The 13,518-nt window shown below is 40.2% G+C and carries 11 protein-coding genes; 10 read left to right on the top strand and 1 reads right to left on the bottom strand.

Annotation, left to right across the window (positions count from 1 at the left end; all coding sequences use genetic code 11):
• Positions 1–160 precede the first annotated feature (160 nt).
• Entirely contained in the window at positions 161–1,039 is an 879-nt protein-coding gene (gene pepI / locus RWN13_RS06905) for a proline iminopeptidase (RefSeq protein WP_314061742.1), read from the bottom strand.
• 227 nt (positions 1,040–1,266) lie between these two features.
• Between pepI and RWN13_RS06900 the strand changes: the two genes are divergently transcribed.
• The 10 genes from RWN13_RS06900 to RWN13_RS06855 all read left to right on the top strand — a co-directional run bounded on the left by RWN13_RS06900 (position 1,267) and on the right by RWN13_RS06855 (position 13,501).
• Positions 1,267–2,775, top strand: a complete 1,509-nt coding sequence (locus RWN13_RS06900) for a DUF1846 domain-containing protein (protein ID WP_314061741.1) — start codon at positions 1,267–1,269, stop codon at positions 2,773–2,775.
• A 181-nt stretch (positions 2,776–2,956) separates the two neighbouring features.
• Positions 2,957–3,457 carry a hypothetical protein gene (locus RWN13_RS06895; RefSeq protein ID WP_314061740.1) on the top strand — a complete coding sequence of 167 codons (501 nt, stop codon included), beginning with the start codon at positions 2,957–2,959 and terminating at the stop codon, positions 3,455–3,457.
• A 14-nt stretch (positions 3,458–3,471) separates the two neighbouring features.
• Positions 3,472–4,110, top strand: coding sequence for a DUF5105 domain-containing protein (locus tag RWN13_RS06890; RefSeq protein WP_314061739.1), 639 nt, complete (start codon positions 3,472–3,474; stop codon positions 4,108–4,110).
• Positions 4,111–4,242: 132 nt separating this feature from the next.
• The gene (locus RWN13_RS06885; protein WP_314061738.1) at positions 4,243–5,958 is read left to right on the top strand and encodes an ABC transporter ATP-binding protein; all 1,716 of its coding nucleotides are present in this window, start codon (positions 4,243–4,245) and stop codon (positions 5,956–5,958) included.
• Positions 5,959–6,099: 141 nt separating this feature from the next.
• Positions 6,100–6,318: a hypothetical protein gene (locus RWN13_RS06880; protein ID WP_314061737.1), complete on the top strand. Its 219-nt coding sequence runs from the start codon at positions 6,100–6,102 to the stop codon at positions 6,316–6,318.
• Positions 6,319–6,572: 254 nt separating this feature from the next.
• Positions 6,573–7,628, top strand: coding sequence for an aspartate-semialdehyde dehydrogenase (locus tag RWN13_RS06875; RefSeq protein WP_314061736.1), 1,056 nt, complete (start codon positions 6,573–6,575; stop codon positions 7,626–7,628).
• A 21-nt stretch (positions 7,629–7,649) separates the two neighbouring features.
• Positions 7,650–8,522 carry a 4-hydroxy-tetrahydrodipicolinate synthase gene (gene dapA, locus RWN13_RS06870; protein ID WP_314061735.1) on the top strand — a complete coding sequence of 291 codons (873 nt, stop codon included), beginning with the start codon at positions 7,650–7,652 and terminating at the stop codon, positions 8,520–8,522.
• A gap of 30 nt (positions 8,523–8,552) precedes the next feature.
• A complete protein-coding gene (locus tag RWN13_RS06865) occupies positions 8,553–10,226 on the top strand; it encodes a ribonuclease J (RefSeq protein WP_314061734.1) in 1,674 nt (557 codons plus the stop codon).
• Between the two features lie 113 nt (positions 10,227–10,339).
• Positions 10,340–11,794 (top strand): MFS transporter, encoded by a 1,455-nt coding sequence (locus tag RWN13_RS06860; RefSeq protein ID WP_314061733.1) that lies wholly within the window; start codon positions 10,340–10,342, stop codon positions 11,792–11,794.
• 384 nt (positions 11,795–12,178) lie between these two features.
• Entirely contained in the window at positions 12,179–13,501 is a 1,323-nt protein-coding gene (locus RWN13_RS06855) for a DRTGG domain-containing protein (RefSeq protein ID WP_314061732.1), read from the top strand.
• The last annotated feature ends 17 nt before the right edge of the window (positions 13,502–13,518 follow it).

The raw sequence follows: 13,518 nt of genomic DNA, 5'->3' as shown, positions 1-13,518 counted from the left end.
AAAGATTTCATCTTAGATTTTAACATATTGTGACCAGATTAGTTAGTTGAAGAGCTGAATTTAATTAATCTTTAAACAGAATCACTCAACAATCCAGACGGATGCTCTGTGATTTGTTGACTGACTTTGTTCATCTCTGCTGTGACTTTTTTTTAGCCGCTTAATCGTAGGTCGGCAACCAACTCTCTAAAAGCTCAAGGTAGGCCTGATTTTCTTCAACGAAAGGCATGTGACGACTTGGAAAGAGTTCCCACTGAGCCTTGGGAATTAAATCCAGCATGGTTTTAGCGATGAGAGGTGTCGAAAGGTCATTCGTACCACTTATAATCAGGGTAGGTATTTTCAGCTCCGGTAATTTATGGCGGTAATCCCAGCCCTTAAGGGTGCCATTAGGGTAAAATTCATTAGGCCCCCAAGCGGTCACGTAGGACTCGCGACCAGAGGCCTTAGCACGTCGTAATGGTTCTGGTGACTCTTCTGTCACAGGGTCGGCAGAATGACGGAGCATCAAGTGATCATTTGCGGCTAAATAGTCCGGATGATTAAAATCGCCACTGGCAATCGCGTTATGAATGGCTTGCTGCTCCTCTTCTGGTAAAAACTTGATCAGACGCATTTGTTCCTGAGCCCATAAATCAGCAGAAGGCAGGGTGCTAGATAGTATCAGGCTGTTAATTCCTTCAGGTTGCTTATCACTAAGATATTGAATGGCTAACATCCCACCCCAAGATTGACCGAGTAAGTGGATTTCATCTAAGCCGAGATGTTTTCTAAGAGCAATTAACTCATTGACCCAAGTATCGGCCTTCCATAGATCAGGTCGCGATGGGGTGGCAGAACGACCGCATCCTAGCTGATCGTACATGACCAAAGCTCGTCCTTCTTTAGCTAATGAATCCAACAATTCAAAATAATTGTGAGCAGAACCGGGGCCACCGTGTAATAAGACAAGTGGTTTTTGGTCATTGTTTAAGTCACCAATCACCCGATAATAAGTTTGGTACCCGAGATAGGGCATGTAACCTTCTGTCATAGTCATATCATTCCTCCAATAGTCTATTTTGCGCTTATTATATCACAGCTAAAGCCGATGGTTGAAAAATAATTGAAGGAAAAAAAGGCTTTCTTTATTGACAGGCTCCCGTCTTTTACATAGGTGTGGGGCCTGGGAAAAAAGATTCGAAGGAAAATAGGTTGGCAATTGGTCAGAATAGTTTATAATAGATAAAGGTAAAAATGAAAAGAAGACTTATCGGAGGACCTGACATGAAGAAACTTGGATTTGATCCACAGATATATATTGAAGAGCAATCAAAGTATATTCTTGAACGAGTGAACGATTACGACAAATTGTATCTTGAATTTGGCGGCAAATTAATTGGCGATAAACATGCTAAGCGTGTTCTGCCAGGATTTGATGAGGATGCAAAAATTAAATTGCTGCAACGATTGAAAGATCAAGCGGAAATCATCATCTGTGTGTATGCTGGCGATATTGAACGGAATAAAATCCGCGGTGACTACGGTATTACTTATGACATGGAGATTTTACGTTTGATTGATGAATTAAGAGAATATGAGCTGGCTGTTAACAGTGTCGTTATTACGCGTTATAACGGTCAACCGTCGACCAAACTTTTCATTAACAAATTAGAGCGTCGGGATATTAAGGTTTACAAGCATAGTGCAATTGAAGATTATCCAGCTAATATTGATAAAATTGTCAGTCCAGAAGGATTTGGTCGCAATGAGTACATTCCGACGACAAAACCAATTGTAGTCGTAACGGCACCAGGTGCTGGTAGCGGAAAATTAGCCACTTGTTTAAATCAGTTGTATCATGAAAATTTACAAGGGCGCAGTGCTGATTATTCAAAATTCGAAACATTCCCTGTTTGGAATGTCCCGTTGAAACACCCATTAAACATTGCTTATGAAGCGGCAACAGTCGATTTAAAAGACGTCAACATGATCGATTCGTTCCACTATGAAAAGTATAAAAAAGTCGCGGTGAATTACAATCGTGATATTGAAACATTCCCAGTTATTAAACGGATTATCGAGCGTATCACTGGCAAAGAATCAGTCTTCCAATCGCCGACGGATATGGGCGTCAATCGGGTTGGTTTTGGAATTATTGACGACGAGGTTGTCCAAGAGGCATCAAAGCAAGAGATTATCCGCCGTTATTTTGCTACGGAAAATGATTTTAAAAAGGGCGTAGTTGAAGAAGAAATTCTGAATCGCATGAAGTTAATCATGGAAGAGTTAGAGTTAAAACAAGAAGACCGTGTGCCAGTTTCTCCAGCGCGTATCTATGCTGAAAAGCATCGTGATGTCACAGATAACAGTGATTTACCTGCCGTCATAGCTTTTGAGTTAATGGATGGTCAAGTTATTACTGGCCGAACCAGTAATCTGATGGATTCTTGTTCTGCTGCTATTTTAAACTCAATCAAAACCCTAGCTAATATCTCAGATGATATTTTATTATTGTCGCCGGTCATTCTTGAGACGATTCAAAAGTTAAAAGTCAACGATTTGAATAGTCGTTTAATAGCTTTAAATGCCAACGAAGTGTTGATTGCATTAGCAATTAGCGCTGTCACAAATCCAACGGCGCAGCTAGCCTATGAGCAGTTATCGCAATTAGATGGTGTTCAAGCTCACTCAACTGTGATGCTTAACAAAGACGATGAACAAACCTTACGTAAACTGGGGATCGATGTGACTTGTGATCCAATTTACCCATCAGAAAATTTGTATTACTTATAAAAATAGAAGAAAAATCCACTGAGTAAATGCAATCAGTGGATTTTTTAGGTCTAAATGAGAATACGGTAAGAAAGTTAGAAGAAAGTACATATTGCACAGCTATTGTTTTATGATTAATAGGTGGCTAGTGGTTAATTGATAATAGTTGTTTAGTTAGTGTTCAAATTAGGAGATGAATGTGATGAAAAAAATGAGTATTGTAATAGGAGCCTTGGTTGTCAGCATTGTAATGCTGATGATGGGTTCAGTCAGTGAAGGTGTTTCAAAGGAGACTATCTCTAAAATAAAAAACGATCTAAGGCGGAATCAAATTCAGCTTAAGTTAGAAGTGATTCGTCAGAAAGCAGGTGAAGAAGTTAGAAATAGAGTGGCTGAACAAATACAAATTAAGGAAGCTAAACTAGCAGAACAAAAAGTTATTAATGAGAAAGCAGAACACGTTACAGTGGAGCAAGATCAGGCAGAATACGTTACACAATCCGCAATAGGAATGGGACAGGCGGTGGAGACTGCGGAAACTTCAGAAGTAGTCGACGTGACATCAGGTGCCAGTCAGAGCGGCCGTGAAATTGGGGAGCGCAATCGCGAATACGGCCAGCAGCTTAGCGATCCTAATTTGAGTCAAGGCGAACGTCAACAGATTATTCAAGAAAAAAAAGAGTATAATCAAGGTCGTCGCTAGTCAGGAGTGTAGATATGAAGAAGATACTATTAGGCATTATTATTAGTTTATCATTTATTTTAGTTGGATGTGTGAAACCAGTTGCTGCTAAAGATGCGGCTCTCGAATTAGTCGACAGTCTAATTTATGATCAAGATGTTGAAAAATTAAACGAAATTTTTATTTTGGATGGTTCAGTAGTTGATATTGAGCCAATGTCCGATTATGTCTCTGATTTAAAAGAAAGTTTTGAGTTAGGAGATGAGTATGATCAACAGTTAGCGCAACTAGGAGATAAAGTAACCAGCAATTTAAAGGAGAAGACCTCCTTTAAAGTAAACGTTTTGGAAGAAACGACAACCAGAGCTAGGATAGAATTGACGGTTATTGGTTTAGAAGAACTGTCTGAAAAACAGCTAAGTGAAAGCCTAGAGATAGAGTTGCAGAAAAAAATGACGGAGCTTACGGCGGATAGTAATGAGGAGCAAATTAACCAGTTGGTCAATGATGTAAGTTTTGAAGCTGTGACTAGATTAATTAATAATCAGCAGGCTAAAACTGATGCAATAACAGTTAATCTTGACTTAATGGTAGATTTAGATAAGAAAGATAAGTGGGTTATTCAAAATAGTGATACCTTCCTTGATGAATTAATAGCTGCTTATAGCTATTGAAGGTATTCATAGGAAAAGGAAAGATACTCGGATTGAATCGGTCATTCATTGGACGGTCATTTTGTGTGTCTTTTTATTTTGCTTTACAAGGACCTCGTTTTTTGTTTAACTAAGTGAGGGAGGAGTGTTTAAATGTTAAAAAGATTTATTAGCTATTACAGGCCTTATAAAGGGTTGTTTATTTTAGATTTTAGTTGTGCCATTGTAGCGGGAGCCTTAGAGTTGGCATTTCCAATCGTCGTCAATCAAGTCATTGATAAGATCATGCCAAAAAATGATTGGAATTTGATTATAACGGCTTGTTTGTCCTTACTGTTTTTTTATGGAGTAAACACAGCTTTACAATATGTGGTGGTGACGTTTGGTCACATGTTGGGAGTAAATATGGAAACGGATATGCGTCGGGACTTATATGCTCATTTACAGCGTCAGCCGTTTGGTTATTATGACAATCAAAAGACAGGTAAATTAATGAGTCGCTTGACTACAGATTTATTTGAGATATCTGAGGTGGCTCACCATGGACCAGAGGATATTTTTATTACGGTAATGACACTTGTCGGGGCCTTTTTGATCATGCTCAACACCCACGTGAAATTGGCTATTGCGACGGCGATCTTGGTTCCTTTTATTACAGTAGCCCTTATTTACTTCAATAAGAAGATGACCCGTGTTAATACGGATATCTATCATAATTTAGGTGAGTTTAATGCGGGAATAGAAGCATCAGTCAGTGGCATTCGTGTGGTTCAAGCCTTTGCTAATGAGGAACATGAGGCATCGCGATTTGAAACATTGAATCAGAATTACCGTCAATCAAAGTTGAAGTTCTATAATGTCATGGGTGTAAGTTCTGCCTATAATTATCTGTTAATTCGTTTGATTAATCTCTTCGTGCTCTTCTTTGGGGCTTATTACGTTATAAACGGTGAGCTGACTAACGGTCAATTTGTTGCGTTTATCTTGCTATCAAATGTGTTTGTTCGACCGATTGAGAAGGTCAATAACATGATTGAAAGCTACCCTAAAGGAATTGCGGGATTTAAACGATTTATTGAAGAAATCGATAAGGTGCCAGCCATTCAAGATCGGCCGAATGCCCAAGTTGTTCACGATTTAAAAGGAACGATTGTCTATGATGACGTTTCATTTGCTTACGAAGATTCAACGAAAGTCTTAAGTCATATCTCCTTAAAAATTAACCCTGGTGAAACGGTGGCTTTTGTCGGTCCAAGTGGTTCTGGAAAAACGACGCTATGTAATTTATTGCCTCGTTTCTATGAGGTAACTTCTGGTAAAATTATGGTTGACGGAATTGACATTCGGGATATGACCTTAAATTCTTTACGAGATCAAATTGGAATCGTTCAGCAAGATGTCTTTTTATTCCCAGGGACTCTTAGAGAAAATGTGGCATATGGAAAACTGGAAGCCACTGAGGGTGAAATTTTAAAAGCTGTCAAGTTGTCTCATCTGGAAAAAGTCATTGATAATTTACCAGAGGGCTTGGACACGATTGTTGGTGAGCGGGGCGTCAAGTTATCAGGTGGCCAAAAACAACGAGTGGCGATTGCTCGGATGTTCTTAAAAAATCCGCCGATTCTAATTTTAGATGAAGCGACATCGGCCTTGGATACGGAAACGGAACAAGTCATTCAAGAATCTTTATTTTCTTTATCAGAAGGCCGTACAACGCTGATTATTGCGCATCGTTTGGCAACTATCAAACATGCTACACGGATTGTGGTGGTCAATGAAAAAGGAATTGTGGAAGAAGGCACACATGAAAGTTTAATGGCATTAGGCAATGTGTATAAAAACTTGTATGATGCTCAGTTTAGAGAGTAGAGATCAATTGTTGATGACTTTAGTTATCCAATTTTACTAAAAAAAAACGAAAAAGCCTGTTATCAGTGCATCTTCTTTGGAATATAAGTCTTTTGATGTTATATTATTATCAAAAGGCATTTCAATTAGGAGGAGTGAGCCGTGGGAAAGTTAGTGAACAATGTTGGCCAAGTAACTGGCGACATTCTAAGTGATGGGTCAAATACCAATGACAGTCATGAGGTTGTGATTGGTGGGAAAATTCGTGCGACGGTAGAAGACTTGCAGCAACTCTCTCAGTATAATTTGGAGTCTGCCAGTCAATTAGAACAAATGAGTATTCGCTATTTTACGGATACTTCATTTTTTAGTCAACGTTAAGAGGTTGATGGTGATAAATAAGGAAAGATGACGGGTTGTCTCGTCATCTTTTTTTGAGTGGGCTTCTGGTCTGAAAAAAAGCTGAAATCAGTCACTTTAGTTGAGTTGAATAGGGGATTTAGGGATAAAGATGGGGATACTACGAACTATTTAAAGGCAAGGAAGGAGAATATTAAAGATATTTCCTGATTTTTGTGGTAAAATAAAGAATGAGATTTTTCGGGAAAAATTGTCAAAATGAAGGAGTTTATAGTATGAGTAGAGAATACCATGTTGCAGTTGTTGGAGCGACTGGCGCAGTCGGAACTAAAATTATTGAGATGTTAGAAGGCAGTTCATTGCCGATTAAGGAGATTAAGTTTCTGGCTTCAAAGCGTTCTGCTGGAAAACAACTGACATTTAAAAATCAATCTGTGACCATTCGGGAGTTAGTTGCAGAAGAATTTGACGGTGTTGATTTGGCGATTTTTAGTGCTGGAGGCGATTTGTCCAAAACCTTCGCGCCAGAAGCCGTTAAACGTGGTGTTGTTGTGATCGATAATACGAGTGCCTTTAGAATGGATCAAAGTACGCCATTAGTTGTACCTGAAGTCAATTCAGAGGCCTTACATCAACATCAAGGCATTATTGCTAACCCAAATTGTTCCACCATTCAGATGATGGTGGCCTTAGAACCGATTCGTCAAAAAGTAGGTCTTGATCGTTTAATCGTGTCGACCTATCAGGCGGTTAGTGGAGCAGGTATGTCTGCCATTAAAGAGCTGGAAACTCAGTTAACTGGAATGTTAACTGGCAAGTCAGCAGATGAAGTAAGGGCGGACATTTTACCTTGTGGTGGTGACAAAAAACATTACCCACTGGCCTTTAACGCATTGCCACAAATTGACGTGTTTGGTGAAGCTGGCTACACTCTCGAAGAGTGGAAAATGGTGAATGAGACGAAAAAAATCATGTCTGATGACAGCATTAAAATATCCGTCACATGTGTGCGTGTTCCCGTTTTATCAGGGCATTCAGAGTCTGTCTACATCGAGGTAAAAGAACCGACAGATGTGACCACGATTCAGGGGCTTATGAATGAGGCGCCAGGTGTTGTTTTACAAGATGACCCAGCCAATCAACTATACCCGCAAGCCTTGACGAGTATTGATAAAAAAGAAACCTTCGTCGGTCGTATCCGTCGTGACTTGGATGTGGAGAATGGATTCCACATGTGGATTGTGTCTGATAATTTACTGAAGGGTGCCGCTTGGAACTCTGTGCAAATTGCGGAGACGCTGCACCAATTGGATTTAGTTCGCGTGCCGTAAATCAAGACTGGGGGACTTAAAATGGATTTAGGACAAGCTAGTATTTTAACTGCAATGGTGACACCTTTTGATGATCATGGGGCAGTTGATTATAAAAAATTACCGAACTTGATTGAGTATTTACTTGCTCATCATACGGAAGGCTTAGTCGTATCAGGGACAACTGGTGAATCACCAACCTTGAGTCAGGAAGAAGCTTTAGAATTATTTGCAGCAACAGTGAATATTGTGGCTGGTCGTGTCCCAATTATTTGTGGAGTCGGTAGCAATAGTACTCACGTGACCTGTGAATTTGTAAAAAAAGTAGCAAAGATTGATGGAGTTACAGCCGGTTTAGTGGTAGTCCCGTACTACAACAAACCCAACCAAGAAGGACTTTACCAACATTTCAAAGCCGTAGCGGAAGCCAGTGAGCTGCCTATCATGTTATACAATGTGCCAAGTCGTACCAGCGTTAACATGGAAGTTGCCACAACTTTACGCCTCGCCGCTTTACCAAATGTCATTGGGACCAAAGATTGCAGCGGTGCCGATGCCTTAGCCTTAATTAAAGCTGAATCCCCTGACGACTTTCTGTTGTTCAGTGGTGATGATGCCATGGCTTTTACTGCCAAAACATTGGGTGTTCAAGGGATTATCTCCGTTGCCAGCCATGTGATTGGGGATGAGATGTTTGCCATGTATCAGCTGATAGAGCAAGGGAAGTTAGCGGAAGCCAGTGGGATTCACGCTCAACTGTTACCTAAGATGCAAGCTGTCTTTTCAGTGCCCTCACCGGCACCTGTAAAAGCCGTCTTAAATCATCGTGGCATTGATGTTGGTGGGTTGCGTTTACCTCTGGTTGCCTGTACTCCCGTAGAAAAAGAAAATATTTTAATGATACTGAATAAGTAATCATTGGGAAGAACATATGAGGTGAAGGATTTGAGTAACATCAAAATTATTCCACTAGGCGGTGTCCGTGAGAACGGAAAAAACATGTACATCGTAGAAGTGGAAGAAGAGATTTTTATTTTAGACTGTGGTCTAAAATACCCAGAAAATGATCAGTTAGGAATCGATGTCGTGATTCCCGATTTTTCTTATCTGGTAGAAAATAAAGACAAGATTGCGGGTGTTTTCTTAACACATGGCCATGCGGATGCAATCGGGGCCTTACCGTATTTACTTGAAAGCATTAGTGTTCCAGTTTTCGGAACGGAGTTAACGATTGAGTTAGCGAAGCTAAACGTGGAAAGTTATCCAGGTTCCAAACAGTTTAAAGATTTCCATGTCATCAATGAGTTTACTGAAATTGATTTTGAGTTTGGAACGGTTAGCTTCTTTAGAACGACTCATACCATTCCGGATTCAGTCGGTGTTTCAGTGAAAACCAAAGAGGGCAATATTGTTTATACAGGTGATTTTAAGTTTGATCACAGCGCGATTCCAATGTATCAAACTGATTTTGCTCGTTTAGCAGAAATTGGTAAAGAAGGTGTCCTTGCTCTGTTAAGTGATTCTTCCAATGCCGAAAATCCCACTCAAGTGGTGCCTGAACGTGAAATTTCAGAAGAGGTCTTTGACACCTTACGTTATTGGGATGGTCGGATTATTGTGGCCAGTGTGGCAAGTAATATCCAACGTGTTCAGCAAGTGTTGGATGCCGCTCATCGCTCCTTACGGAAAGTTGTCTTAACTGGCGAAGATTTGGAACGGATTATTCGGACCGCTATTAAGTTGGATAAATTAACATTAGCCAGTGAAGATTTAATTATTGAAGCAAAAGACATGAAAAACTATCAACCAGAAGAACTATTAATTTTGGAAACGGGTCGCATGGGTGAGCCAATCAAAGCTCTTCAACGTATGGCAAGCAGCCGTACTCGTGGGATTAACATTCAAGAGGGTGACTTGGTTTACATCACGACCACACCGTCTATCGCGATGGAAACAACCGTTGCTAAAACGGAAGACATGATTTACCGTGCAGGTGGAACCGTTAAGACTATTTCGGATAACTTCCGCGTGTCTGGTCATGCTAATCCAAATGATTTGAAATTGATGTTGAATCTGATGAAGCCGAAATTCTTTATTCCCATTCAAGGTGAGTACCGTGTGTTGGCGGCTCATGCTGATTTGGCGAATGAATTAGGGATTCCGTATAAAAACATTTATTTAACTGGCCGTGGCGATATGTTGGAATACAAAGATGGTCGGATGCATATTGCAGGAACCGCAGATGCTGACAATGTCTTAATTGATGGATTAGGTGTCGGAGATATTGGTAATATTGTGTTGCGCGATCGCCGTATTCTTTCTGAGGATGGTGTCTTTATCGCTGTTACGACGATTAACCGTAAGCAACAAAAGATTGTGGCTCGTCCGCAAATTACCTCAAGAGGTTTTGTTTATGTCAAAGAAAGTAAAGACTTGATGAAGGAAAGTGCGACGATTGTTGAAGACATTATTCAGGAAAATTTGAAGAATAATGATTTTGAATGGGGCAAGTTGAAACAGGATATTCGAGAGCAATTAAGCCGTTATCTGTTTGAACAAACAAAACGCCGGCCAGTGATTTTACCCGTGATTATGGAAACGAGTCAACGCAAGAAATAATGCCAGTCTTATTCTCTTCCACCGGAAGAGAATAAGTTTTTTTTTGAGTCGTCTGAAAGTCGGAACAGTAACATTTATTGCATGGTAGTACTTAAAAGAAAGAAGGCGGTAGTTTGGAAAAATTAACACCAGAATCACAGCATGAGCATTATCATCATCGGTGGATTATTTTAATTGCAATTGGTCTGTTTACCTTTATGTCGACATTAGATGGCAGTATTGTGAATGTGGCCTTGCCAACGATCTCAGCTGATATCGGAGTCAAGATGAATCAGGCTGAATGGGTGGTGTCTATATACTTGATGACAGTTTGTGCCTGCCTCTTGTTGTTTGGTAAAATTGGCGACAGCTTCGGTAAAGTAATTGTCTTTAAGTGGGGGACAGTGGTGTTTGTTTTGGGATCCCTTTTATGTGGCGTTCCAGGCTCTCTTACTTTGTTATTAGTGGCCAGAATCATTCAGGCTATTGGGGCTAGCATGACTATGGCAACAGGGACAGGGATTATCACAGAAGTTTTTCCCATGAGTGAAAGAGGGAAAGCTCTGGGGTTAATGGGTTCTTTCGTCTCCTTAGGCTCCATTACAGGACCAGGTGTTGGCGGGTTGATTTTACATCAGCTACACTGGTCTTATATATTTTGGATTAATGTGCCGGTAGGCCTGGTCACCATCTTAATCGGTCAGCGTTATTTACCGAAAGACACGGTTCGCTCTGGTAAGAAGATTGATGTTGCTGGTTTTGTGACCTTTGGCGTTTTTATTATGAGTTTCTTCGGTGGCGTCTTTATTGGCCAGGAAATAGGTTTCAATCACGGGCTAATTTTAGGGTTGATGGTAGTCGCCTTAATCAGTTTAGTGGTATTCTATCGCATTGAAAAAAGGGTAGAAAATCCCTTGGTTCATTTTTCGATTTTTAAGAATAAAATGTTTACTATGAGTTTGTTGACGGCTTCTTTGATTTTCGTCAGTAATTTTTTTGCCAATGTGATTTTACCTTTCTACTTGCAAAACTTACGAGGGTTTACACCGAGCAAAGCTGGCTTAATTATGATGGTTTTTCCTCTGGTAATGGTAGTGGGCGCCCCGATTAGTGGGGCCTTGTCAGATAAAGTTGGACCGATGATCCTTTGTTTAATTGGTCTAGTCTTGCTGACGGTGTCACAGATTAGTTACATGCTAGTTGGCTCCGATACGCCTTTATTTTTATTTATGATTATTCCAGCTTTGATGGGATTAGGTAATGCTTTATTTCAAGCGCCAAATAATACGATTGTCATGAGCAGTGTTGAAGTGAAAGATTTAGGCATTGCCGGAAGTCTGAATTCACTGGCTCGTAATTTTGGCATGGTCGTCGGAATTTCTTTATCTACGACGGTCTTATACAGTGCCATGTCCGCTAAAATGAGTGAGAAAGTTACCACCTATTTAGCCGATAGACCCGATATCTTTATTTATGGCATGGGAGTGACCTACTTTGTCTCGTTCCTGATTTGTTTGCTTGCCTTGATTATGACTGGTTGGCGATTTATTAAGGGGAGACAAAAAAGGCGGGAACCTCAGGTAAAATAGTCACAGGTATATAAAATTATTTAAGAGAAACAATATAGTACTTAAAAAACATCTATGGTCAATTCTTAAAAGAGTGACCATAGATGTTTTTGCTGTTAAATGTTCCTTTTTTACATATTATGGTGTAAACATGGAGTTAGAGGGAGTGGCTGGAGGGATGAGTCACAGTGGGTTTATGACATACTGAAATAAGTGACCAAGCTCAATCGAGGGTAGCTTTGTGAAAAACTGTATTACTCTTGATTAGGAAACTGTTATACTTATTTGCGCATTGTCTTTGTTATTTTGCTCATTAACGTATATAATAGGTCTATTAGACAGATTTTTTTGTTACTGAGTCAGTCAGTAAGCTTTACAGTGACACAGAAAAGGAGACGAGATTGAATGGCTACGAAACATGATCAAATTTTAGCGTATATTGAAACCCTCCCCGTTGGCGAACGAATATCAGTGCGTAGCATTGCCAAAACCCTAAGCGTGAGTGAAGGGACAGCCTATCGGGCAATTAAAGAAGCGGAAAATACCGGATTAGTTTCTACCATTCAACGGGTAGGAACCATTCGAATTGAACGGAAAATGAAAAGTCATTTTGAAAAACTAACCTTTGGTGAAGTGGTAAAAATCATTGAGGGAGATATTTTAGGTGGGCGTAACGGGCTGGAGAAAGCTCTCTCGAAATTTATTATTGGTGCTATGACTGAAAATGCCATGGAGCGCTATATCACGCCTGGTTCTTTAATGATTGTCGGCAATCGAGAAGAAGTCCAAATGTTGGCTTTGGAACGTGGGGCAGCAGTCTTGATAACAGGTGGATTGGAAACCACAGATGAAATCATCGCCTTAGCAGACGAGGTCGGTTTGCCCATTTTAAGTACATCTTACGATACCTTTACAGTGGCAACGATGATTAACCGTGCAATGAGCGATCAACTAATCAAAAAAGATATCATGTTAGTGGGGGATATTTTTACCTCACTAGAAAAGACTAGCTTTTTGTATACAACGGATACGGTGGCTGATTACCGAGAACTATCGGACCGGACTAACCACACCCGTTTTCCAGTAGTGAATAAAAGTCAGCGTGTTCTAGGAATCATTACGGCTAAGGACTTAATTGGAAAGCAAGACAGTCAAACCTTGGATAAAGTCATGACTAAAGACCCAAATAATGTCAAAAAACATATGAGTGTCGCCAGTGTGGGTCATTTAATGATTTGGGATGGCTTGGAGATGATGCCGGTGGTGGAAGACGATTTGTCGTTGATTGGTATTATTTCACGACAAGATGTGATGAAGGCTATGCAATTGGCACAGCGACAACCACAAGTTGCCAATACAATCTCTGATCAGATTTCTGGGGAAATCACAACGATCGAAGGCTTGACTAAAAACGATGAGGCCCATTTTGCATTTACTGTGACACCGCAAATGGTCAGTACGGTTGGAACGATTTCTTTTGGTGTTCTAAGTGAGATTATCAGCAATGTCTCACAACGGACGATGTACCTCCACCAGCGCCGAAATGTGGTGATTGAACAAGTTAATTTACATTATTTCCGCTTGATTCAAATTGAAAGCGAATTGGATATTCGCCCACGTGTTTTGGAAATAGGTCGACGTTCCGCTAAATTGGACATTGAGGTGTATTTAGAAAATGCGATAGTGGCAAAGGCAATTGTGATTTGTCAGTTAATGGAAAAAACATAGGGAAAAGAGGTAGAGTA

Origin of the sequence: uncultured Vagococcus sp. (assembly GCF_963518325.1) — a bacterium.
Lineage (GTDB): Bacteria > Bacillota > Bacilli > Lactobacillales > Vagococcaceae > Vagococcus_D.
The sequence above is the reverse complement of the archived record's forward strand: the minus strand, read 5'-3'. Positions and strand labels throughout refer to the sequence as shown.